Origin of the sequence: Anabaena sp. 90 (assembly GCF_000312705.1) — a bacterium.
Taxonomy (GTDB): Bacteria; Cyanobacteriota; Cyanobacteriia; order Cyanobacteriales; family Nostocaceae; genus Dolichospermum; species Dolichospermum lemmermannii.
Genome location: NC_019427.1, coordinates 1896498 through 1921776 on the forward strand (window position 1 = coordinate 1896498; position 25279 = coordinate 1921776).

19 protein-coding genes and 1 tRNA gene are annotated in these 25279 nt (G+C 39.6%); 14 read left to right on the plus strand and 6 right to left on the minus strand.

Features of this window, described 5'->3' with window-relative positions; translation table 11 throughout:
• Positions 1 to 9: 9 nt before the first annotated feature.
• Positions 10 to 750 carry a 3-oxoacyl-[acyl-carrier-protein] reductase gene (fabG, locus tag ANA_RS08535; RefSeq protein ID WP_015079664.1) on the plus strand — a complete coding sequence of 247 codons (741 nt, stop codon included), beginning with the start codon at positions 10 to 12 and terminating at the stop codon, positions 748 to 750.
• Between the two features lie 36 nt (positions 751 to 786).
• Positions 787 to 921: a hypothetical protein gene (locus ANA_RS28150; protein WP_015079665.1), complete on the plus strand. Its 135-nt coding sequence runs from the start codon at positions 787 to 789 to the stop codon at positions 919 to 921.
• Between the two features lie 475 nt (positions 922 to 1396).
• Here the strand turns inward: ANA_RS28150 and ANA_RS27490 are convergent, their stop codons facing one another.
• Positions 1397 to 6079, minus strand: a complete 4683-nt coding sequence (locus ANA_RS27490; RefSeq protein ID WP_015079666.1) for a bluetail domain-containing putative surface protein — start codon at positions 6077 to 6079, stop codon at positions 1397 to 1399.
• 593 nt (positions 6080 to 6672) lie between these two features.
• On the minus strand, positions 6673 to 7755 hold the full coding sequence (locus ANA_RS08545) for an MraY family glycosyltransferase (RefSeq protein ID WP_015079667.1): 1083 nt from the start codon (positions 7753 to 7755) through the stop codon (positions 6673 to 6675).
• A gap of 163 nt (positions 7756 to 7918) precedes the next feature.
• Between ANA_RS08545 and groL the strand changes: the two genes are divergently transcribed.
• Complete coding sequence (gene groL, locus ANA_RS08550; RefSeq protein WP_015079668.1) at positions 7919 to 9592, plus strand: chaperonin GroEL; 1674 nt, start codon at positions 7919 to 7921, stop codon at positions 9590 to 9592.
• 299 nt (positions 9593 to 9891) lie between these two features.
• Positions 9892 to 10824 carry a cobalamin-binding protein gene (locus ANA_RS08555; RefSeq protein ID WP_015079669.1) on the plus strand — a complete coding sequence of 311 codons (933 nt, stop codon included), beginning with the start codon at positions 9892 to 9894 and terminating at the stop codon, positions 10822 to 10824.
• 140 nt (positions 10825 to 10964) lie between these two features.
• Here the strand turns inward: ANA_RS08555 and ANA_RS08560 are convergent, their stop codons facing one another.
• Positions 10965 to 12479 (minus strand): phenylacetate--CoA ligase family protein, encoded by a 1515-nt coding sequence (locus tag ANA_RS08560; protein ID WP_015079670.1) that lies wholly within the window; start codon positions 12477 to 12479, stop codon positions 10965 to 10967.
• Between the two features lie 297 nt (positions 12480 to 12776).
• On the opposite strand from ANA_RS08560, the gene ANA_RS08565 reads away from it, so the two are divergent.
• The 3 genes from ANA_RS08565 to ANA_RS08575 all read left to right on the plus strand — a co-directional run bounded on the left by ANA_RS08565 (position 12777) and on the right by ANA_RS08575 (position 16379).
• Positions 12777 to 14198: an aldehyde dehydrogenase family protein gene (locus tag ANA_RS08565; protein WP_015079672.1), complete on the plus strand. Its 1422-nt coding sequence runs from the start codon at positions 12777 to 12779 to the stop codon at positions 14196 to 14198.
• Positions 14199 to 14537: 339 nt separating this feature from the next.
• Entirely contained in the window at positions 14538 to 15926 is a 1389-nt protein-coding gene (hisS, locus tag ANA_RS08570) for a histidine--tRNA ligase (RefSeq protein WP_015079673.1), read from the plus strand.
• Positions 15927 to 15980: 54 nt separating this feature from the next.
• Complete coding sequence (locus ANA_RS08575; protein ID WP_015079674.1) at positions 15981 to 16379, plus strand: nuclear transport factor 2 family protein; 399 nt, start codon at positions 15981 to 15983, stop codon at positions 16377 to 16379.
• A gap of 73 nt (positions 16380 to 16452) precedes the next feature.
• On the opposite strand, the gene ANA_RS08580 is transcribed toward ANA_RS08575, so the two are convergent.
• The 3 genes from ANA_RS08580 to ANA_RS28155 all read right to left on the minus strand — a co-directional run bounded on the left by ANA_RS08580 (position 16453) and on the right by ANA_RS28155 (position 19075).
• Complete coding sequence (locus ANA_RS08580; protein WP_015079675.1) at positions 16453 to 16782, minus strand: YnfA family protein; 330 nt, start codon at positions 16780 to 16782, stop codon at positions 16453 to 16455.
• Positions 16779 to 18578 carry an aspartate kinase gene (locus ANA_RS08585; protein ID WP_015079676.1) on the minus strand — a complete coding sequence of 600 codons (1800 nt, stop codon included), beginning with the start codon at positions 18576 to 18578 and terminating at the stop codon, positions 16779 to 16781. The genes ANA_RS08580 and ANA_RS08585 overlap by 4 nt, the downstream gene beginning before the upstream one ends.
• A 365-nt stretch (positions 18579 to 18943) precedes the next feature.
• The gene (locus tag ANA_RS28155; RefSeq protein ID WP_256380199.1) at positions 18944 to 19075 is read right to left on the minus strand and encodes a hypothetical protein; all 132 of its coding nucleotides are present in this window, start codon (positions 19073 to 19075) and stop codon (positions 18944 to 18946) included.
• Positions 19076 to 19350: 275 nt separating this feature from the next.
• Here ANA_RS28155 and pstS point away from each other — a divergent pair, with 275 nt between their 5' ends.
• The 7 genes from pstS (at position 19351) to ANA_RS26490 (ending at position 24737) form a co-directional block, all read left to right on the plus strand.
• Positions 19351 to 20391, plus strand: coding sequence for a phosphate ABC transporter substrate-binding protein PstS (gene pstS, locus ANA_RS08590; protein WP_015079678.1), 1041 nt, complete (start codon positions 19351 to 19353; stop codon positions 20389 to 20391).
• A 152-nt stretch (positions 20392 to 20543) separates the two neighbouring features.
• A complete protein-coding gene (pstC, locus tag ANA_RS08595; RefSeq protein WP_041457853.1) occupies positions 20544 to 21503 on the plus strand; it encodes a phosphate ABC transporter permease subunit PstC in 960 nt (319 codons plus the stop codon).
• A gap of 87 nt (positions 21504 to 21590) precedes the next feature.
• On the plus strand, positions 21591 to 22463 hold the full coding sequence (pstA, locus tag ANA_RS08600) for a phosphate ABC transporter permease PstA (RefSeq protein ID WP_015079680.1): 873 nt from the start codon (positions 21591 to 21593) through the stop codon (positions 22461 to 22463).
• A 38-nt stretch (positions 22464 to 22501) separates the two neighbouring features.
• Positions 22502 to 23281, plus strand: a complete 780-nt coding sequence (pstB, locus tag ANA_RS08605) for a phosphate ABC transporter ATP-binding protein PstB (RefSeq protein WP_015079681.1) — start codon at positions 22502 to 22504, stop codon at positions 23279 to 23281.
• 82 nt (positions 23282 to 23363) lie between these two features.
• Positions 23364 to 23960, plus strand: a complete 597-nt coding sequence (locus tag ANA_RS08610) for a chromophore lyase CpcT/CpeT (RefSeq protein WP_015079682.1) — start codon at positions 23364 to 23366, stop codon at positions 23958 to 23960.
• A gap of 121 nt (positions 23961 to 24081) precedes the next feature.
• Positions 24082 to 24153, plus strand: a tRNA-Cys gene (locus ANA_RS08615).
• Positions 24154 to 24452: 299 nt separating this feature from the next.
• Positions 24453 to 24737 (plus strand): hypothetical protein, encoded by a 285-nt coding sequence (locus ANA_RS26490; protein ID WP_158310513.1) that lies wholly within the window; start codon positions 24453 to 24455, stop codon positions 24735 to 24737.
• Positions 24738 to 25279 lie beyond the last annotated feature (542 nt).

Consider the following 25279-nt stretch of genomic DNA (forward strand, 5'->3'; position numbering starts at 1 on the left):
GAAAATCAAGTGAGTTTATTAAAAGATCAGGTTGCAATTGTCACAGGTGCATCAAGAGGAATTGGCAGAGCGATCGCTATCCAACTAGCATCCCAAGGCGCAAAAGTAGTTGTTAACTACGCTAGTTCTAGCACCGCAGCAGATGAAGTAGTAGCAGAAATCACAGCAGCAGGAGGAGAAGCCATTGCCCTCCAAGCAGATGTTTCTCAAGAAAATCAAGTAGATACACTCATTAAAACCACCTTAGAAAAATTCCAGCGCGTGGATATCTTGGTCAACAATGCAGGTATTACCCGTGACACCCTGCTATTAAGAATGAAATTAGAAGAATGGCAAGCAGTCATAGACCTTAACTTAACTGGTGTATTTCTATGTACAAAAGTAGTCAGTAAAATTATGCTTAAACAACGTTCGGGGCGAATTATTAACATCGCTTCCGTCGCCGGACAAATGGGCAACCCTGGACAAGCCAACTACAGCGCAGCCAAAGCTGGAGTAATTGGCTTTACCAAAACCGTTGCCAAGGAACTTTCTTCCCGTGGCATCACTGTCAATGCCGTTGCCCCCGGTTTCATTACCACCGACATGACTAGTGATATTAAAGCTGACGGCATCCTGCAATATATCCCCCTGGGGCGTTTTGGTAAACCAGAAGAAATTGCTGGCATGGTGCGCTTTTTAGCATCAGATCCGGCCGCAGCTTACATCACAGGGCAAGTATTTAACGTTGATGGCGGGATGGTGATGTAATTTATCAGTGGTCAGTGGTCAATTGTTATACTAAATATGGTTGGGACATGGACTTTTGCAAAATTACAAAAAACTTGGATTTGTAGTAGTAGGGGTTTGGCAGTGATCATTGGTGTCAACTTAGGTTACAGATGGCTTATTTGTTTGGCTTCCACACCCGCCAGGGAATAAATTCCCTGTCTCATAGCTCAAGTCCGTTAAAACGGACTAATGAATTTTCCTAGTATTTAGTCATCTTTTAGATGACTTTCGCTATTAGCAAGGAACTTGAGTTCCTTGCGGGATGAAGATTTTGCGTTAAGTCGACACCAATGAGCAGTGATCATTGGTGTCAACTTAACGTAAATTGATGTCCCTTCAAGCCAGCCAGGGAATTTATTCCCTGCCTAAAAGCTAAAGTAGTTTAAAACCCACTACTTTGGCATAAATAGGATAATTTTTGATTTTGAGTTAATCAGAGTGCGTTTTAACGCACTTTAGCTATTAGCCCGGAACTTAAGTTCCGGGCGGAAATGTTGCAGCCAAACAAATAAGCTACTTGTACTGAGCAGTTCGACCCTTCGACAAGCTCAGGGCATCGCCAGCTCACTGTAACACTTGCCGAAGTATCCCTAGCCTAAGTTGACACCACTGTACTTACCCGAACTCAGACAGTTGTAAAGTTATTGAGTCCCAGAATTCCTGTTAATCCTGTAACTTCAATAATGGCATCATTAGCCGCATTAAATCCTGCGTTTGCATCATTAATAGCCACAAAGGTTTTTTGTCCAAAGCTGAATTGAGCCGCAAAATTTGACCCAAAGGCTGCCGCTGTTAATTTTGCCCCCATACCAGCAGCATCTAAAGTATTAACTGCTCCCACATCTACAAATCCGGCTCGTGCGGTAGAAACACGGAATAAATCATTACCTGTGGTGGCGTTGAAGTCAGTAATCACATCAAAGTTAGCTAAGAGAGAATCAGTAAGATTTTGGTAAACAAATTTGTCACTTCCTAAACCACCCGTTAGAGTATCTTTACCACCCCCACCAGTGAGAATATCATTATTTGCACCACCAACGAGGAAATCATTACCACTAGTACCTGTCAAAGTCAGACTAGAGGGATTACCAATCACACCATCACTATTAGCATCTATGCCGAAAATAGTCTCCTGAGTTAAAGCTTCTGCCGAATTCAATCCCCAATTTCCTTCAGAAGAAACCCAATTCCAGTTATTATCTAAATGCCAAATATGCAGATAGTTTCCAGTAATATTTTTCCAGAGAACTTGGTTATCCCCATTGACAGTTTCTGCGGCTATCGTTTGCCATCCTGAACCGTAGATATCTTGGTAGATTTGTTGTCCACCATTTTTAATAGCGGTTGGGGTATTTGTTCCGATTTGGGTAAAGTATTTGTTGGTGGCATCTTTGACTAGTTTAGTATTACCTGCTAATTCAATTGGTGTGTAACCGATAACACCATCACTATTAGCATCTATGGCAAAGTTAGTCTCCTGAGTTAAAGCTTCTGCCGAATTCAATCCCCAATTTCCTTCAGAAGAAACCCAATTCCAGTTACTATCTAAACGCCAGATATGTAGATAGTTTCCAGAAACGTTTTTCCAGAGAACTTGGTTATCCCCATTAACCGTTTCTGCGGCTATAGTTTGCCATCCTGAACCGTATATATTTTGGTAGATTTGTTGTCCACCATTTTTAATAGCAGTTGGGGTATTTGTTCCGACTTGGGTAAAGTATTTGTTGGCTGCATCTTTGACTAACTTAGTATTACCTGCTGATTCAATTGCAGTATAAGGATTGCCAATAACACCATCACCATTAGCATCTATGCTAAAGTTAGTTTCTTGAGTTAAAGCTTCTGCCGAATTTAATCCCCAATTTCCTTCAGAAGAAACCCAATTCCAGTTATTATCTAAATGCCAAATATGCAGATAGTTTCCAGAAACGTTTTTCCAGAGAACTTGGTTATCTCCATTAACCGTTTCTGCTGCTAAAGTTTGCCATCCTGCGTAGATATCTTGGTAGATTTGTTGTCCACCATTTTTAATAGCAATTGGGGTATTTGTTCCGACTTGGGTAAAGTATTTGTTGGCTGCATCTTTGACTAACTTAGTATTACCTGCTGATTCAATTGGGGTAAAAACATCATCATTAGTAATAGTTCCGGTAACAGAGGTAGTGGTAAGAGTTGCATTATTGGTAGGATTGGATAGGGTGATAATAAAGTTCTCATCCGGTTCAACTGTCGTATCTCCACTGACGTTAACCGTAATTACCTTAGAAGTTTCATTCGCAGCAAAGTTAACAATTCCTGATGGTAAAGTTCCACCAAAGTCTACCGCATTAGCAGGATTAGTCCCTGTACCCGTGACAGTCCAGTTAACGGCATTTGTTCCTGTAGTTGAACCAGAGCGCGTAACAGTGAAAGTAAAGGCTTGAGTTCCAGTATTCCCTTCTGTCTGATTCGCATTGGTCGCCGCGATCGCTAAGTTTGTAGATGAATCTTCAACAACTTTTAGAGTTAGCTTGTTGTTAAACCATTGAGGTAAAAACTTAAGGGTAGAGTTGATACTTAAACCAGTAAAGTCAAGATTAGATGAGGAATTTAAAGAATCGTAAGTTAAAACATCAAAGGTACTACCAAGAGTGGGAGTAAAGTTATTCAGTAGGCTGACATTCAACTTTCCATCAAAAGTGGCAGTTCCATTAATATCCACTTGATCAAAGTTCGTTCCTGCGATATTGCCACCAAGTTGAATATTGATGCTGGCACTACTGGTTTCGGTGTAGTTACTATTAATAGTTAAGCGACCAAATTCGGTGTTGCCAGCAAGACGCGGATTGAGTAAGCCAGAGTTTGTCGTTCCAATGTCTTTGACATCAATGCTGCCATTTCCTTCTATGCTGCCACCGTTAATGGTTAATGCCCTTCTAAAAATAAAGTTTCCCCCTCTGAGAATCAAGTTGGCATTGTTGTGAGTATAAGACTTGGTGAAATCGATGGTTCCAGAACGGGCTTCGACAGTTCCAGTATTATTGAAGGTAGCCCCAATAGAATTTCCTCCAGACAAGGTTTTCGTGTAGGTACCAGAATTATTGAATGTGCCATTGCCACTTGCATAAATGCCAATCGAAGACCCAGAAAGTGCTTTTGCCTCATAATTGCCCGAATTGTTGAAGATGGCAGCATCAAGAATATCGAGACCACCCCGATCGTGAAAGATGTTTCCAGTATTTTTAAGTTGACCATCTAGCTTTCTTGCAGAACCGGTTGGAGAACCGTCAATTAAATTTAAGTTACCACTATTGGTCAGAATTCCTGTACTTTTAAAAGTACCAGAAGTCCAATTAGTCGTCGTGGGCAGCGTCCAATCTCCATCGACGCGAAATTCTCCTCCGATTCCATCAAGAGTTAATTTAACGGTATTAGCAATGGTGGCTCCTTCCGATACTTTTAATTCTACGATTGCAGAGCCAACAGTGAGGTTGCCATTCCCGTTGATTTTGGTTCCATTGCTGAGGGTATAAATGTGATTAAAGCTAAGGGTTTTACCGCTAGTGATGTTGAAAATTCCTCCATCGCTGACTCCACCCCTTAGTCCGAGTGTACCTGCTTCGACATTGACCGTTCCCTTATTATTGAAATCAACGGTAATGTATCCACTTCCTCCAAGTGCTGCTGTGGTTTTCTTTAAAGTTCCAAAGTTGTTAAATGTCCCGACAGCGGGAGATATCTTGTAAATCTCCGCGTCTTGCAATTCAAAATTGCCATAGTTGTTGAAGATAGCACCATCGAGAAAACCGATTGTACCTGATTGTAATTTGAAATTACCAGAGTTGTTCAGAACGGAACCCACTTGAAAAATCAAATTATATTTATCTGTTTCAAGTTCATTGAGGAAATTACCAACTATGTTTCCTGTATTATTGAGTTTGGCATCTAAATATTTCTTCTTACCGCCACCGATGGTTAAAGTACCGCTATTGGTCAGAACCCCCGGACTTTTCAAAGTCCCTCCATTCCAATTAGTGATAATGGGCAGCGTCCAATCTTGATCTACCTGAAATCCTGCTACTTTATCAGGCTCACTAATATAAATTGAATATTGTGTACTGTCAATAGTGAATTTAACCGTACTAGCAATGGCAGATCCCTCTGATAGTTTTAAATCGAAGAGTAGATGATGGCTCTCTAAGGTCAGGTTGCCATTCCCGTTGATTTTTGATCCATTGCCGAGGGTATAGCCACTAGTATAACCATAATTACCACCAAATTTAAGGGTTTTACCGCTAGTGATGTTAAAGATTCCCCCATCACTGACTCCTCCCGCTAATGTTAAGATACCCAACTCAACATTGACCGTTCCCGTATTATTGAAAGTAACATAAATCTCACCATCTCCTGTTGTGGTCTTTCTGAGAGTACCTGAGTTGTTAAAAGTCCCAACAGCAGACGATCCTAACTTGGAAATAACTCCTGATTGCATCTCAAAATTACCAGAATTGTTGAGAATAGCACCTTCTTGAAAGTACACAACACCACTAACACCAGCATTGGTAGTGATGTTTCCTGTATTATTAAGTTGGGCATCAAGATATTTTTTTGTATTACCTCCGATGGTTAAGCTACCCTTGTTAGTCAATATTCCCGTACTTTTGAAAGTACCTGTATTCCATTTGGTGATAGTGGGCAGCGTCCAATCTTGATCTACCTGAAATCCATATAACTCTGGATATGATGAAGTGTCAATAGTGAATTGAACCGTACTAGCAATGTCGGCTCCCTCTGATAGTTTTATATCGAAGAGTCCGCGCTCCAAGGTCAGGTTGCCATTCCCGTTGATTTTTGATCCATTGCTGAGGGTATAGCCACTTTTCCCACTAATTTTAAGGGTTTTACCGCTAGCGATGTTGAAGATTCCCCCATTACTAACTCCTCCTCCCGTTAATGTTAAGATACCCAACTCAACATTGACCGTTCCCGTATTATTAAAAGCAACTCCAATAGAGCCTATTCCTGTAGTGGTTTTTTTGAAAGTTCCAGAGTTGTTAAATGTGCCAATACTAGAAGTGGAATTACGAATTTCTCCCTGTTGCAATTCATAATTACCAGAATTATTGAGAATAGCGCCGTCATTGAAATAGAAAAGACTGTCATTCTCAACGATAGTTCCCGTATTGTTGAGTTGAGTATTTAGATATTTGGAACTACCACCAAGTGTTAATGTGCCTATTTGAGTAATAGGAGTTGCGAATGGAGTTCCATTATCCCAAAGAGTTCCATTTAAGGTGGTTGCGTCAATCCAGATGAAGTTGTTAGCCATGATAGATGCTCCTATATTTTAGAGTTTTTTTGTTCAAGCATTGATTAACTGAATTAATTGATACTGAGTTATTGAGATCACGAAGGTGAATCTATCCTGAATTCAGCAAAGGTGCTGAGTTGGTTATATGTCAGCGTCAGGGCAGAATTGAGTGCAGTATTCATGGATTTAATTAATTACTGATATTAAGATGATGTCTGAAGGTAATAGTATGTGTCACAACTTGTAACACTTTTTAGTTAAAGACTATATACGCACAAGTTTGACACAAATACTGATAAGTGTCAAGCTCTATATCTATGCGACAAGTTAGGATATTTTTTAAATTGGTAGTCACCAATGTCAATACTACTATCAATTGGTACAGTGAGCTTGCGATGCCCTGAGCTTGTCGAAGGGTCGAACTGCTCAGTACAAGAACAAACCACCCCGGAACTTAAGTTCCGGTCTAAAAGCTAAAGTGCGTTAAAACGCACTCTAGTTAACTCAAAATCAAAAATTATCTTATTTTTGCTAAAATAGTCGGTTTTAACCGACTTTAGCTTTTAGACAGGGAATTTATTCCCTGGCTTGAAGGGACTGCCAAACCTTATTCACCGATTATTCAACATTCTTTGCCAAACGGTAAACCCTAACAGCAAAATAATACCGACAGCAGTAGTCAGCATTACTGATAAACTCATCCCCTGGACTCTCATAGCCAGCAAATTACAGCCTAAAGTAATTGACCAGAGGATAAAAGCCGCATTACGTTGGGATAGTCCCCAGGCTAACAAGCGATGATGGAGGTGGTCTTTACCTGGTGTACTCAAAGGATTTTTTCCTGCCATGAGCCGGCGCACAAACACTTGAGTAGTGTCAATAACTGGCAACAGCAGAAATAAAACTGTAGGTATTAGGGCATAGATTGTATTTAATTGGAGTTTACCTAAAATACTGGTTGCTGCTAAAACATAGCCAAAAAAGTATGCTCCAGCATCACCCATAATGATGTGTGAGGGGTAAAAATTATGGCGTAAAAAGCCCAGTGCTGCCCCTCCCAAAGCTGCCAAAACCAAAGTAGCAGCAGCGCGATTATCAAACTGGGCAGAAACACCTAACAAACTGATAGCAGTAATAAAGCTAATGCCACCAGCCAAACCATCCATGCCATCCATGAGGTTAATAGCATTGGTGATTCCCACTACCCACAGCACGGTTAACGCCATAGATAAGAGAGAATCAATGGGTGTACCAAAGGCAACTTGGATGCTAATCCCATTACCAACCAACAAAAGTGCAGTCGTTACTTGCGCCCATAACCGCACAGATGGAGGTAAGCCAAATTGGTCATCAATAAAGCCAACTAGAACTAAAATCGAACCACCGAGGAGAATCGTTAAAACCTGGGCTAAAACCCCTTGCAGTTCAATCGGCCGCAAGAGACTAGCTAAGACCAAAGCCGCAATAACACCCGCGTAGATTGCCAAACCTCCCGCATTAGGTAAAGGTTCTTGATTCAATCGTCGAGCGTTGGGTTGATCTGCCCAACCTACCTCTAAGGCAAATTTGCGAATTGTGGGAATTAAACGCCAGGTAACAATCAAAGCTAATAGAAACGTAAATACTACAGCTAACCAGCCGGAGCCGCTAGGGTCAGCAATGCCAAGGGATTTAAGGGAGTTCGCTAAGTTCATTTGCTCCCCATAGAATCATGAGTTTTATGGTCAAACATAAGTATCAACTGTTAATATTAATCAATTTTGGGATTTTGATTGTTAATCTAAATTGGGGAAAGGGATTAGCACTCTTGGTCAGTGAGTGCTAAATTGTCTAATGGAAGCAATAGAAAAATAAAACATGACTAAGATTATTGCATTTAATGAAGAATCACGACGGGCTTTAGAAAGAGGTATTAACGCACTGGCAGATGCAGTGAAAATAACTTTAGGTCCAAGAGGTCGTAACGTCCTATTAGAGAAAAAATTTGGTGTTCCCCAAATTGTTAACGATGGTATCACTGTTGCCAAAGAAATTGAATTAGAAGATCCTCTAGAAAATACTGGCGCTAGACTTATTCAGGAAGTAGCATCGAAAACTAAGGATGTAGCTGGCGATGGAACTACCACTGCCACAGTTTTAGCACAAGCCTTGATTAAAGAAGGGTTAAAAAATGTAGCCGCTGGGACAAATCCCATTAGCTTAAAACGGGGTATTGATAAAACCGTTGAAGCACTGGTAGCAGAAATTGCCAAAATTACTAAACCTGTAGAAGGAAGTGCAATCGCTCAAGTTGCCACAGTTTCCGCTGGTAATGATGCTGAAGTCGGACAGATGATTGCACTGGCCATGGAGAAAGTGACTAAAGACGGTGTAATTACCGTTGAAGAATCTAAATCCTTCACCACTGAACTAGAAGTAGTGGAAGGGATGCAGGTTGATAGAGGTTATATTTCTCCCTACTTTATCACCAACAATGAACGGATGACAGTAGAGTTTGAAAACTCCCGTATCCTGATTGTTGATAAGAAAATCAGCAGCATTCAAGATTTAGTCCCTATCTTGGAAAAAGTTGCTCGTTTAGGTCAACCTTTACTGATTATTGCTGAAGATGTAGACGGTGATGCTTTACAAACATTGGTTGTAAATAAAGCCCGTGGTGTATTGGCTGTAGCTGCGATTAAAGCCCCCGGTTTTGGTGAACGTCGCAAAGCTATGTTAGAAGATATTGCCATTCTCACAGATGGACAAATGATTTCTGAAGAAATTGGCTTGAGCTTAGATACAGCTACTTTGGAAATGTTGGGAACTGCTCAGAAAATCCACATTGACAAGGAAAATACCACCATTGTCGCTGGTAATACTGCTAAACCAGAAATCCAAATCCGGATTGAGCAAATTCGTAAACAATTGGCGGAAACTGATTCCGATTATGATACCGAAAAACTGCAAGAACGCATTGCTAAGTTAGCTGGTGGTATTGCCGTGATTAAAGTCGGTGCAGCTACAGAAACAGAACTGAAAGACAGAACCTTGCGGATTGAAGACGCACTCAACGCTACCAAAGCAGCGGTAGAAGAAGGTATTGTTCCTGGTGGTGGTGCAACCTTAATTTATCTATCTACCAAGGTAGATGCTATTAAAAACAGCCTCACTCCTGAAGAAAGAATTGGCGCTGATATTGTTAAAAAAGCTTTAGAAGCTCCCCTCCGGCAAATCGCGGAAAACGCTGGGGCAGAAGGTTCTGTGATTGTTGCCAGAGTTCGGGAAACTGATTTGAATATCGGTTATAACGCAGCTACAGGCGAATTTGAAGACTTAATTGCGGCTGGTATTATTGATCCCGCAAAAGTGGTTCGTTCCGCTTTACAAAATGCTTCTTCCATTGCTGGTATGGTACTAACCACCGAAGCCATTATTGCTGAAAAGCCTGAAAAACAATCCGCTGGGTCCCCTGATGGCGGCATGGGTGGTATGGGCGGCATGGGCGGTATGGGCGGTATGGGCGGCATGGGCGGCATGGGTATGTTCTAATTTGCCACTGTCCCAAATCCCAAATCCATAATTTATGAATTACCCACCCCTAACGCTTTCAGGGGTGGGTTTTTGTCATCATTTCAGTGGAGTCGCAAACGGTTCGTTAACGCTTAATTAAAATTAAGATTCTGGAATCTGGTTACTGAGCTTGTCGAAAAATCAAAAGGCTAACATCCTCAAGATAGATACCGCCTCTCTAAAAATATGTGAAAATGAGGGTAGAAACATCTGTTAAAAACAACTTAACACCATTTTCTATTTTTGACTCCTGACTCCTATTCCCAGGGGGTGAAACTATGATTGATACAAGTAACAATATAAGAATTGTCTCTTTAATTCCGAGTGCTACGGAAATCGTCGCTAAACTGGGTTTATTTGATGCTATGGTCGGGCGATCGCATGAATGTGACTATCCTCCCGAAATCACCAATCTTCCAGTTTGTACCCAAGCCCGTGTGAATGGTGACGCTAATGGCCATTCTATTCATGACGAAGCCAGCAATCTATTACAATCTGCTTTAGGTGTCTACAAAATCAAAATTGATGTTTTAGAGAAATTGCACCCTACCCACATTATCACCCAAGATCAATGTGATATCTGCGCCGTCAGTTTACCGGAAGTAGAAAAAGCAGTTGCCCAACTTACCCACAGTTCACCGCAAATAATTTCCTTACAACCGAACACACTACAGGAGCTTTGGGGTGATATTGAACGGGTTAGTCACACATTTGGAGTAGATTCAGTAGAAATACTGGAAAATTTAGAAGCCCGTGTGAGAATTTGTAAGCGAAGACTGCAAGGGCTATCCTGTGCAGAAATGCCTAAAGTCGCTTGCGTTGAATGGACTGATCCTTTGATGACCGCTACAAATTGGGTTCCTGAATTAATCAACTTAGCAGGAGGAAAACCATTATTTAGCCTGATGGGTAAACCTGTTACTCATGTTAAATGGGAAACATTAGTAGATAGTAACCCAGATGTGATTATTTTCATGCCCTGTGGCTTTGATTTACAACAGACTCAGCAAGAAGCTCAAGTATTAACTCAACGTCCAGAATGGAAAAAACTCCATGCAGTCCAATCAGGGAGAGTATTTATTACTGATGGCAATGCTTACTTTAACCGTCCTGGTCCGCGGTTGGTAGATTCTTTAGAAATTCTCGCAGAAATATTGCATCCAGATATCTTTGATTATGGTTATCAAGGTACTGGTTGGCAACTTTTATAAGCAGTATGCAAATAACCTGATTATAGGTAAGAGTTTTATTAAATTTTGGCCGTTGCGTTATTATTAATTATGTTTCGCGCAGAGGCGCAAAGAAGCAAAGGCGCAAAGTTTGAGATTTTGATTTCTTACCTATTTTTTGACTATTTACGCATATTATTCCGGGTATATCTGTGTTTGACACCTATAGGAAAATATTCAATATCACCAATGGGTTTTAATTCTACCAATGGAGTTTGATATTGTCGGGGAACATAGTTAGCAAACTCACTATTGAGACGCAATAATTGAGCAAGAATAGCAGCAGTTATAGATAATCTTTTCTCCTCTTTATCCTCTATTCCTGGTGCTAACTCTACTACTACAGATAAAAAGCGGTTTTTGTCTAAATCCTCTTTTACCTGTAAAACAAATTTACCTGTTACCCATTCTCTAATAATTGGTTGTTCTAATCCTACCGTCACATTTTCTGGATAGATATTTGCGCCAAAATAGGAAACCGTAAAATTAGAACGTCCGAAGATATAAACAAAAGGTAATTGATGAATTCCCCGATGATTTTGTAATTCTGTAATGGGATTAAAACCCCATGCTGCTAAAAATTCTCGCATTTGGGCATAAGTAATTAAGCCACCTTGATCAAAAATGCTATATCTAATTAAAGGCACACCATTATTCCCAGAAAATAGTAAATTTCCATCTTCTACTTCAAAAAACCGACTGTTAGGATCATATTGGACTAAAGTAGGTAAACGCGACTCCCCAAATAATGCTTTCGCTGCTTGAGGTGTGACTGCTAAAAACCGCCGAATACAAATACTAAGAGGGGTTTCATTTCCTAAAACTCCCGCGTCTGCTGTTCCATACATAGAAGCAAAATCATCACAGGGATTTTCAGAACCTATTCTTTGGGCTACTAAATTGCGCCATTCTTCACTAAATACTTCTCCTGCCATGACTAACTTAATATGATATTGTCCCCATTCGATATTATTGGCAATACCCGTATCAATGACATCTTTTAAAAATGGTGGATATCCTAATAACACAACTTGCTCAAAGTTACCACCTAATTCCTGGACAATTCGCAAAATTTCCGGTTTATTATTCCCTGGAGTAATGACGGTAATCGGATAACCCTTAGCGGCTAAATGACGACAACAATTAGTAGTAAACATTCCCCCTACCCAAGTTCCCAGAGCAAAACAAACTACTGCTAAAGTAGTTTTAGTATCCGCATAAAAACTATTATGAAAGATTTGCTCAAAGCGGGTGGCTATTTGTAATTCATCAGTGATGAAACGCGGCCAAAATGTGGGTTTACCTGTTGAGCCAGAGGAAGCTGCGATCATATCACAGCCTCCTATATTTCCATTATTACACAATTGGGGCAAAGAATAACGGGAAATATAATTTTCTTTATTAACTTTTGGTAAGTTTTGGAAATCTGCTAATGTTTGAATATCTTGAGGATTTATGCCTCGTTCTGCTAAAAATGCCTGGTAAGCGGGTACACTAGCAGCTACATCTTGAAATAATGCGATCGCTCTTTCTCGACTGTCAATGTGAAGATGCTGTTCTAGTTTCTCTGCTAAGGGAGTAGATATAAAATCTTCTAATCCCAGAATTGCCCGTTGTGTTGGTATTTGTGGTTTCATAAAGCTTGTGTGTTAACAAAAATCTGATCGCTCTTTGTCAGTATTTTATCTATAAATGCAATTTTTTAGCTTAACCGACAGAAGCCCCACTCCTGACCCTAAAGTTATGGTTGATGTATCAAATATTTTTTACCCCACCCTAACCCTCCCCTTGTAAAGGGGAGGGAACTGGATTTTTATTGTTTCCCCCCTTTACAAGGGGAAAGGGGGGTAGCAATGTGATGAAAATTACGGAATACAACTTTTCAAACATCCTCTAAGAGAAATTGCGAGAGATAACATTTAAATTAATCACAAATGAGTAAACCAATAGAAGTCCGCAACCCCCGCACAGGTAAATTTGATTATGTCATCGTTCCTCCACCACCAAAATTACTTTCCCAGCAATGTCACCGTTTGCGAAGAGGACAAATTATCTGGCAGAAATTAGGAGTTGAAGGCAGAATTGCCGCTTTAAAAGCCTGGAAAAAAGCAATATTATCAGACCGAACACAATTAACAGAAGCTTTAGTTAGTGATACGGGAAGATTATCAACATCAGTGACAGAAGTAGATTCATTTATTGCTAATATTGACAAATGGTGTAATTTAGCTCCACAATTACTACAAGGGACAGCTAAAAATACATCTATTCCGTTTATTGCTTTACAACAAACGGCTGTTCCTTATCCTCTGGTTGGCATAATTAGTCCTTGGAATTTTCCCCTATTGTTATCTACAATTGATACAATTCCAGCTTTATTAGCGGGTTGTGCAGTCATAGTTAAACCCAGTGAAATCACTCCCCGTTTTGTTGCTCCTTTAATGACAACTCTGAATACAATTCCGCAATTACGTGATGTTTTAAATTTTGTCGAAGGAGCAGGACAAACAGGAGCAGATTTAATCGAAGATGTAGATTTAATTTGTTTTACAGGTAGTGTAGAAACTGGGCGGTTAGTGGCAGAAGCAGCAGCCCAAAAATTCATTCCTGCTTGCTTAGAATTAGGTGGCAAAGACCCAGCTATTGTTTTAGAATCAGCAGATTTAGACTTAGCAACTTCAGCAATTTTGTGGGGTTCTGTTGTGAATTCGGGACAGTCATGTTTATCAATTGAAAGAATTTATGTTGCTGAATCTATTTTTGAACAATTTTATCATCAATTAGTCACTAAATCCCATAAATTGAAATTGGCATACCCAACTATTGAAAGTGGTGAAATTGGTCCGATTATTTGTGAAAAACAAGCAGCTATTATTAATGATCATCTGCTAGATGCAGTTTCTAAAGGAGCAGTAATTCACTGTGGTGGTAAAGTAGAAGAATTAGGTGGAGGTTGGTGGTGTCGTCCCACGGTTATGACTGAAGTTGACCATTCCATGAAAGTAATGACTGAAGAAACATTTGGTCCAATTATGCCGGTTATGTCTTTTGCTAATATAGAAGAAGCGATAAATTTAGCTAATGATTCTATTTATGGATTAAGTGCTGCTATATTTTCTGAATCAGAAGAGTTAGCATTAGAAATTGGTATGCAAATAGATGTAGGTGCTATTAGTATTAATGATGCAGGGTTAACAGCTATGATGCAAGAAGGAGAAAAAAACGCCTTTAAATTTTCTGGTTTGGGAGGTTCACGCATGGGTAAAGCTGCCTTTAAACGCTTTATGCGAAAAAAAGCCTTTTTGATTAAAACTAACATTGATAAAGACCCTTGGTGGTTTAATAATGAAGATTAGGGATATGGAAACTGGGTAAAAGTTTTCCCAATTACCAATTACCAATTACCAAATTATCAAAGATCAAGTGAATTTTGGCACAATTATTAATCATGTTGAGTATTTCCTTATTTACCTGTTAGAGGTTGTTTGAAAACTTTTTCGTGTGGGATCTGACACCCGCAGATCCCCCTAAATCCCCCTTGAAAAGGGGGACTTTGAGGAATTTAGCCCCCCTTTGTAAGGGGGGTTGGGGGGATCTCGATTAATTCTGATACTTTTCAAACATCCTCTTATGTGCTGTAAATAAAAGATAAGATAATAGTCTGTGGTTAATTTCCCATTTATTAAGGTAAAAACATGACTAAAAGTGACAAAATTAACTTTTCTACTCCGAGCGGATTTCCTGAATTTCTGCCTAGTGAAAAGCGTCTTGAAGTATATTTACTAGATATTATTCGCAAAGTTTTTGAAAGTTATGGTTTTACACCCATTGAAACCCCAGCAGTGGAAAGGTTAGAAGTTCTACAAGCTAAAGGTAATCAAGGTGATAATATTATCTATAGTATTGACCCAATTTTACCACCAAATCGCCAAGCAGAAAAGGATAAATCTGGAGAAACTGGTTCAGAAGCAAGAGCTTTAAAATTTGATCAAACTGTTCCTTTTGCTGCTTATATTGCGCGTCATTTGAATGAACTAACTTTTCCTTTTGCTCGTTATCAAATGGATATGGTATTTCGGGGTGAACGGGCAAAAGATGGACGATTTCGACAGTTTCGGCAATGTGATATAGATGTAGTTGCTCGTGGTAAACTGAGTTTACTTTATGATGCCCAAATGCCCGCAATTATCACGGAAATATTTGAAAAGATTAATATTGGTGATTTTGTTATTCGCATTAATAACCGCAAAATCCTGACAGGATTTTTCCAATCAGTAGGAGTTGCTGAAAACCAAATTAAAACCTGCATTAGTATTATTGATAATTTGGAAAAAATTGGCGAAGCTAAAGTTAAACAAGAGTTAGAGACAGAAGGTATTTCCTCAGAACAAACGGAAAAAATTATTGAGTTTGTGAAAATTGATGGTAGTATTGATGATGTTTTAGATAAACTCAAACACCTGGCTGAAAGTTTGCCAGAAGCAGAACAATTTAATTTGGGAGTAACTGAATTAGAAACTGTCATTAATGGAGTGAGAAATTTAGGAGTTGCTGATAAACGTTTCTGTATTGATTTATCTATTGCTCGTGGTTTAAATTACTATACTGGAACAGTTTATGAAACTACCTTATTAGGTCATGCAGCTTTGGGAAGTATTTGTTCTGGTGGTAGATATGAAGAATTAGTGGGAACATTTATCGGTGAAAAAATGCCTGGTGTGGGTATTTCTATTGGTTTAACTCGGTTAATTAGCAGGTTGTTAAAAGCGGGTATTCTCAATACTTTATCTGCAACTCCTACTCAAGTGGTAGTAGTGAATATGCAAGAGGATTTAATGCCTGTTTATTTACAAGTATCTCAACAGTTACGTCAAGGGGGAATTAATGTTGTGACTAACTTTGAAAAACGCCCTTTAGGTAAACAATTTCAAGCCGCAGATAAACAGGGTATTAGATTTTGTGTAATTATTGGTGCGGAAGAAGCAGCAGCACAAAAATCATCATTGAAAGATTTACAAAGTGGTGAACAAATAGAAGTAGCTTTGGCAGATTTACCAGAAGAAGTTAAACGCAGACTGGCATAATTTTGATTACCACGCTAACAGCGTGGTAAATTATGAACAATCAGGAATAAATAGATGACGACAGAATCAGAAAACACTTTAAGAATTGCTCAACAAGCATTTGGGTATTTTACACAAGGCTTAGAAACTGGTAATTGGCAAGCATTTTTAGATATGCTAACGGATGATTTTACCTTTTGGTTTCCTATGGGAAAATTTCACGGGTTAAATATAGGTAAAGAACGAGCAAAGGAGTTTTTTGAATATGTTTCTGAGGCTTTCCAACCAGGAATTAAGATTACTTCTTTAGACAATATTACTAGCAATGAAAAAACCGTGATTTTTGAATTTCGGGATGAAGGTAACTTATTTGGCAATCCTTATAAAAATCGCGTTGCAGTTGCTTTTGATATTCGAGATAATCAAGTTTGTGCTTATCGAGAATACTTTGGTAGTGATGGTAAATCTTATTAACAAGAAATACAACAGCACAGAATCATAAAATTCATTAATTCATCCGCGTTTATCTGCGTTTATCTGCGTTCGTTTATCTATGTGAACCAAATAAAATAATCACTGTTCCCACAAGCGAAATTATCACACCTGATAAATCCCATCTATTTGGTTTTACTCCTTCAACTAACCACAACCAGAGTAATGATGAAAGGATATAAATTCCTCCATAAGCAGCATAAACTCTACCAGCATTATCGGCATCTACTTTAGTTAGGGAAATAGCAAAGATAATCAAAGCAAAAATTCCGGGAATAATCCAAAAGATGCTTTTTCCTAATCTTAACCATGCCCAAAAACTGTAGCACCCGGAAATTTCTCCGAATGCTGCAATTAAAAGAAAAATCAGACTGGATATGTTCACACTGGAACTACAAATTTTTCACTTCCAGCCAAATCAAAAGCTGAGTGAATAACTTGCAAAGCTTTCACCCCTTCATCTTCTCCCACAACACAACTAATTTTAATTTCTGAAGTAGCAATCATTTGAATGTTGATGTGATTTTTGGCTAAAGCTGTAAACATTTTGGCAGCAGTACCTGGTTGTCCCACCATCCCAGAACCAACTATACTCACCTTAGCGATCGCCTGATCTAATACTACCTCACCCCAATCAAACTCCGCTGCAACTTGCTGTAATTTCTGTTGGGCATTTTCTGCGTCCATTCTCGCTACAGTAAAGGCAATATCTCGACGGGGAACACCATCTACTATTCGACACCGTTGAGATTGAATAATCATATCCACACTGATATTATATTCTGCCAAAAATCCAAACAATTTGGCGGCCATACCCGGACGATTTGGTACTTGCCGAATCGCAATTCGCGCTTGATTCATATCCAACGCGACACCACGCACAGCAGGGGTATTAGCACTAGGAGAAGCTAAAGCAGTATAGGAAGAATTAATTTCAAAGGTGTGACAGAGAGCAGCTATAGCGCGATCGCAATCTACCGCATCAACAACACAACTCACCTTAACTTCACTGGTAGAAATCATCTGAATATTTACACCAGCATCAGCCAAAGTTTTAAACATCTGCGCTGCTACCCCCGGACGACCAATCATTCCCGCGCCCACAATACTCACTTTAGCAGTATCTTTCTCTACCATCACTTCCGCTTCATCTGAAGTATGCTGATTTTTAAATATCGGTGCTATAGCTAATGATACTGCTTCTGCCCGTTTTAATATTGATGAATTTACTGTAAAAGCAATGTCGTTAGTATTACCTTCATGAATAGACTGAATAATTAAATCAACATCAACATTTTGCTGGGAAATTTCCCCAAATAACTGGGCTGCTACCCCTGGTCTATCAGGAACACGCAATAAAGCCACCTTTGCCTGTTGAATATCAAACTCTACAGCATCCACAGGTCGAGCTAATTCTAAATTCACTAACGCCCGATCTTGCCTTGGAGGCGTTGTTACCCAAGTTCCCGGCTGATCTGTCCAACTCGACCGTACCACCAGGGGAACGCCATAATTGCGGGCAATTTCCACAGCCCTGGGATGTAATACCTTCGCCCCTAAACTAGCCAATTCCAGCATTTCATCACTAGTGATTTCTGTCAATAATTGAGCTTGGGGAACAAGGCGCGGATCTGTAGTTAAAATTCCGGGGACATCTGTATAAATTTCACAAAAATCTGCACCGATAGCAGCGGCGATCGCCACTGCGGAAGTGTCAGAACCACCACGTCCCAAAGTAGTAATTTCTAATTCTTCTGTACTGCTAATTCCTTGAAATCCGGCAACCACAACCACTTTGCCGCCATTAATTTGCCGCATTAAGCGTTCAGTTTCAATATGTAAAATCCGAGCGCGAGAGTGTTCTGCTTCGGTAACAATGCCTACCTGAGCGCCAGTCATCGAAATTGCTGGTTGATCAATTTCCTGCAATGCCATACTTAGTAAAGCAATGGTAACTTGCTCTCCCGTAGAAAGCAGCATATCCATTTCCCGACGACTAGGAGTTTTAGAGATATCATGAGCTAGTTTCACTAACCCATCAGTAGTTTTACCCATCGCTGAAACCACTACTACTACAGAATTTCCAGCTTTGACCGTTTTTTTAACTCTAGTCGCAACAGCTTGAATCCGTTCAACTGAACCAACTGATGTACCACCGTATTTTTGAACTATGAGCGCCATAAAATTCTCTTTAATCACTTGTTTTGCCACAGTCAAGGTTGTCATGACTATGAAAAACCCTGAAAGTGCCAGCTTAGATTACCAGAAAAAATACATCCGTTAGCAATCTTGGACTCTGATTTTAATCACAAATTAACCATTTACATGAATTATCTTAACCAATTTATCACCTTTTTTGTTTATTGTGGTTGGGGATAAAAAAGTATTGTTATGCAAATAAATAAATACTAATCCGCTCAAACATGGCAAATAATACCACGTATTCCTAGCAGACTGTTTATTTACATAACACTGCTAGGATATTTTATAGAATTAGGAGTCACCGAGTCAGGAGTTCAGGAGTTCAGGAGTCAGGAGTTCAGGAGTCACCGAGTCACCGAGTCAGGAGTCACCGAGTCAGGAGTCACCGAGTCAGGAGTCACCGAGTCAGGAGTCACCGAGTCAGGAGTCACCGAGTCAGGAGTCACCGAGTCAGGAGTCACCGAGTCAGGAGTCACCGAGTCAGGAGTCAGGAGAAAGAAGAATAGTTTTCACCAATTACCAATCACCAATCACCAATCACCAATCACCAATCACCAATTACCAATTACCTGTTCCCTGTTCCCTCTCTCAACGAGTGAATTTAATTTTGTCCGACTACTTAAAATTAAATGTTTAAATTGAATTTAAACTGAGATTGTTCGTTTCTTAATCTTCTCTTAACTATTTAGTATCAAATTAATACCAGGATGTAATTCCCTAAGTAAGTATTTCTAAAAACTTAAGAGGCAGTATGGCTTTTTTATCCACCATTTTGAATCGTGTTGTTGCCACTTCAGTCATAACCGGGGCTGTTGCATTGAGTCCAATGTTGAGTGCGATCGCTCAAGCTCAAACTTTAAACGGTGCTGGAGCAACCTTTCCCGCTCCTTTGTACGAACGTTATGCTCGTGAAGTTAAGAAAAAATACCCCGACTTGAAAGTTAACTACCAAGCCATTGGTAGTGGTGGTGGTATTCGTCAAACCATTGCGGGAACAGTTGACTTTGGTGGTAGTGACGCAGCGATGAAAGATGATGAAATCGCTAAAGTTAAGAATGGTGTGATCTTAGTACCCACTGCTGGTGGTGCCGTTTCCGTTGTTTATAATTTACCTGGTGTCAACAAATTGAGATTATCTCGTACCACATTACCAGCAATTTTCTCTGGACAAATTAAAAACTGGAATGATCCAAAAATTAAAGCGGATAACCCCGGTGCAAATCTACCAAATAGTCCAATTAAATTTGTAGTTCGCGCTGATGGTAGTGGCACAACATTCATTTTCACCAACCATTTAAGTGCTATTAGTGGTTATTTCAAAGGCAGAATTGGAGCTAACACCGCTCCCAAATGGACTTTACCAAACGTCCTCAAAGGTAAAGGTAGTACTGGAGTAGCAGCTTTAGTGAGAAGCACCCCTGGATCTATTGGTTATGTTGAATATGACTTCGCTACTAAAAACAAACTAAATTCAGCAGAAGTCCAAAATAAGAAAGGTGAATTTGTCGCTCCTTCTTTAGCATCTGCTAACTCAGCTTTATCCAATGTAGCTTTTCCTAGTAACTACCGCGTTTTTATCGGAGATCCCAGTCAAGGTTATCCTATCGTTGGTTTGACATGGATGATGGTTTATCAAAAGTATTCTAATCCTGCGAAAGCTGAAGCTGTGAAGAAATGGATTAACTGGGTACTCAAAGACGGTCAACAGTATAATGATGACCTCAACTACACTAAAATTCCTAGTGATGTTGTGAACCGTGTTCTCCAAACAGTAAATAGCACCGTTAAGTAATTTTTACGTAAGCATTCAGCCGTCATCTAGACTGTTGCGTAGCTAAATTTGATCATCCTAATTTGGTGGGGGTAATTCATGAATTACCCCTACGGGCTGATTGCTGAACGCTTATATCTAATGTACCAGATTTCATAAACTTTTTATTGATCATGGCTAATTTAAGTGATGGAAATATTGATTTAAGATCGACAGGTGGCGTTAATTTCTGGTTTGATAAGGGATTTACATGGCTAGTGTATATTTTCTCTGGTATTACTGTAGCTATCCTCTTTCTCATGACCTGGGTGATTTTTAAAGAAGCACAACCAGCTATTGATAAATTTGGATTGGGCTTTTTATGGGGACAAGATTGGGATACAGGGAATCAAATTTTTGGGGCATTACCTTATATCTACGGAACTTTGGTCAGCAGTGCGATCGCTGTTTTATTAACTATACCCGTAGGCATATCCATAGCCTTAGTCACAAGTGAAGACTTTTTACCAAATCCAGTCAAAACTACCATAGCCTTTGTCATCGAATTAATTGCCGCTATCCCCAGTGTAATTATTGGTTTATGGGGAATTTTCATCTTTATTCCTTTCATCGTCCCCATAGAAAAATGGTTAAGTAGTGTCTTTGGTTTTATACCACTATTTAATACACAAGACCCTGCCGGCAACAATATGTTGACAGCAGGTATTGTTCTCGCCATTATGACCTTACCCGCAATGGCAGCTATTTCTCGTGATGTTTTAATGGTTATTCCTAAAGAGTTACGTAGCTCATCTATGGCTTTAGGGGGAACTCGTTGGGAAACAGTTTTTCGAGTCTTATTACCAGCAGCATTTTCTGGGATAGTCAGTGCAACAATGCTATCTCTAGGTAGGGCTTTAGGAGAAACAATGGCTGTAACAATGCTAATTGGTAACTCCGCCCAAATTAGTATATCTCTTTTAGATCCAGCATATAATATCCCCGCAGTCTTAGCCAATGAATTTGCCGAAGCCGAACCAGGTTTACATATTGGGGCATTAAGTTATTTAGGTCTAATTTTATTTGCCTTAACTCTAGCTATAAATATTGCGGCTGTATTAGTAGTGGAGTGGGTTGGTAAAAAGAATAGATAAGTAGGGGCAAACCCCCCGTGGTTGCCCAAATTCAATTTATTCCTCTACAAAAAATCTAAAATCTAAAATCCAAAATCCAAAATTAACATGAGCGCTTATCCAAATTCAGAAATAGATCAGTCCACAGCGGATGAATTGTATCAGCCATTATCCAGAGGTAGGCAATTATTTACATACGCAATGAATGGGATTGCCTTTGGTTTGAGTGTTTTAGCACTGTTGCCACTATCATCCATACTGTGGGAAATCATGTCACGGGGGCTTTCTGGTTTCAAGCTAGAGATGTTATTTCATCCATTAATTGAAAATGGGTTTGCTAATGCTATTCTTGGTACTATACTTATGGTAGGTATCGGTGCATCACTCAGTATTCCTGTGGGGGTAATTACAGGAATATTTTTAGCAGAATTTAGTCAAACTAACCCATTTACTCAGTATGTCCGGTTTGTTACTAGCATTCTGACAGGTGTTCCTTCCATTATTGTGGGGATGTTCGCTTATGGTGTAATTGTTTTATTAACTAAGGGATTTAGCGCCATTGCCGGTGGTTTTGCCTTAGCTGTAATCATGCTACCAATGATAGTATTGACAACGGAAGAGGCTTTAAAGCTGATTCCTGTTCCCCAACGTCTTGCATCCGCAGCCTTAGGAGGAACTCGTTTTCAAACTACCTTTCGTGTTATTGTTAGTTCGGCTATTCCAGGGATTACTACGGGTATTTCCTTAGCTATAGCTCGAGCTTCTGGCGAAACAGCGCCACTAATTTTTACCGCTTTATTTAGTCAAAATTGGTCTGATGGTTTATTAAGTCCTACTGCTTCCTTACCAGTATTGATTTTTAACCTTTATAACAATCCCGATCCAGCCGTAAATCAATTAGTATGGACAACCTCCATCATTCTCCTAACTTTAGTTTTGTTTTTCAGCGTGCTATCTCGCGTAATTGCTAAGAAAAGATAAGGTCAACTAAAAAATTTTCTTTCGTACTTTAGTCAATCATGAGTAACTTAACTACTGCCATCCAAGTCAAGAATCTTAGCTTTTATTATGGAAACTATAAAGCTATTGAAGGAATATCATTAGATATCTATAAAAATCAAGTTACTGCATTAATTGGTCCTAGTGGTTGTGGTAAATCTACATTTATTAAAACCATTAATCGGATTAGTGAATTAGAAGGAAAAGTCAAAGTCGAAGGTCAGATAGAATTTTTTGGTCAGAACATCTACGATCCTAAGATTAATATCAATCGTCTGCGTCGGGAAATTGGCATGGTATTCCAAAAACCCAATCCTTTTCCCATGAGCATTTATGAAAATGTGGCTTATGGTGTGAGAATTGCTGGTAAATCTCCAAAAGTAGTATTAGATGAAATTGTCGAATCTGCACTTAAAGGTGCGGCTTTGTGGGATGAAGTCAAAGATAAACTTCATCAGTCTGCTACAGGTCTTTCTGGTGGACAACAACAACGTCTCTGTATCGCTAGGGCTTTGGCTGTTAAACCCAAGGTTTTACTAATGGATGAACCCTGTTCAGCCCTTGATCCGATCGCTACAATGAAAGTAGAAGAATTAATTCACAAATTGCGAACAGAATTCACGATTGTGATTGTTACTCATAATATGCAGCAAGCAACTCGCGTTTCTGATTTTACTGCTTTTTTCAGCACCGATGAAAGCCGCATTGGTCAAATGGTGGAATTCGGGGAGACTGGTCAAATCTTTCGGAATCCGCTAGATACTCGCACCCATGACTATGTGTCTGGACGATTTGGTTAAGTACATACAATAGAAAAGTGTAGACTGAGGGTAATCAGGATTTAAAATTAATTGCATTCCTATTCCCAAATCCGAAATCGGTATGACTCATTCTCCAGATATTGTCACCTTAGCTCGTTGGATGGCGGCTGATTTTAGCAATCAAGCCCAGGTTTTTGAGAATCCGGCTTTTTTTGCCCATATTCGTGTATGTATGCGTCCCCTGGATTGGGGGGTATTATCAGGGGTAAGTTTGTTCGTGGAACAAGCTTATGATTATATGCTGAATAAGCCCTATCGGGTGCGGGTGTTACATCTGACGACGGTGGGGGATAAAATCCATATTGAAAACTATACTGTCAAAGATGAAAAAGACTTTTATGGTGCTTCCCGTGATTTACCAAGATTGCAGACTTTAACGAGCGATCGCTTGGAAAGACTCTGTGGTTGTAACATGATTGTAGAGTGGAATGGGAACAAATTCCAAGGCACAGTCGAACCAGGAAAAGGCTGCATTGTCATCCGTGACGGGCAAAGAACCTATTTAGATAGTGATTTTGAACTTGATGGTCAACAGTTCATCAGCCGCGACAGAGGGCGAAATCCTGACACCGATGAGCATATCTGGGGGTCTGTTGCTGGTCCATTTTACTTTGCGCGCTGGGCGAATTTTGCTGAAGAAGTGAAGTTAAATCCCTAAGATCCATTGGAGGACAGGCTTTTTGTCTGTCCAGTTAAGTAAAAACATGAATCTTCAAAAAAATTTCTCCTAGATGGTGCAAATTGGGAAAAATGGTGCTACTATTAGTAATTGTGGGCGCGGCGACATAGCCAAGTGGTAAGGCAGAGGTCTGCAAAACCTCCATCCCCCGGTTCAAATCCGGGTGTCGCCTTTGAGAAAACAGCTAAAACCGATTAATTCACGGTTTTAGGTAGTTCTGGGACGGGTTTAATACTCGTCCCAAATTTTATTGGGGTAAGTTTGGGGTAAGTATACCTTTAGCTATGCGACAACTATCTTTAGTGCTATTTTGTGCTGTTTAAATATGTTGGCAATGTGGTATATTTGACCTTACTAGCCTGATTCACAATATATATCTAATATGGCAGAAAAGCAATTAGTTGAGTTTGCTTTAGAAGATGGAACAACTTTTATGGACAACCTTATGCGGAACCACGAAGAAATGTTAAAGTGGGATACATGATTCCTGCAAAAATCATAATTGAATCTTGGAGTTTTTTGAGCCTCATTCAAGCCTTAACTGCTAATCTGGATACAGCTATAAATTCTGCTATTCAAACAGCTTATAAATCTTGTGGTTTAGTAAATTCGCCTCAAACCACAGTAGAAGGTATTGTTAAAGATTTGTATGATTGGGATAAACGTAATTTAGATAGTAATGAAAAATTTAATCATAACGACAATACAGCACAATTTATATCAAAATGGGGAATTAGCAACAGATCAACTTCTTAACGCTGTTTACTTAGTTACTAGAGAAAATTCACCAACAGGGACAACTAAAGATGATTTGATTGAGAAAATATTAAAGTATTTAGATAGTTCCGAGGATTCATGATTAAGAAGTAAATAATTGTAGGTTGGGTTAAACGAAGTGAAACCCAACATTAAGAGGTTGTTTGAAAAGTATTATATGAAACCCATAATCTCCAAAAACCTAACCCCCCAGCCCCCCTTCCCTACGAGGGAAGGGGGGGTTTCAAAGCCTCTCCCCGCTTAGGGGAGAGGTTTGGAGAGGGGTTTGTTTGTACATTAAAAACTTTTCAAACATCCTCTAAGAGGTTGTTTGAAAAGTATTATATGAAACCCATAATCTCCAAAAACCTAACCCCCCTCCCCCCCTTCCCTACAAGGGAATGGGGGTTTTAAAGCCTCTCCCCTGGTAGGGGAGAGGTTTGGAGAGGGGTCTGTTTACACATTAAAAACTTTTAAAACATCCTCTAAGGGGAGATAGTGAAGTTTGGTGTTGGGTTTCGTTCCATTGCTTCGCAACGCTG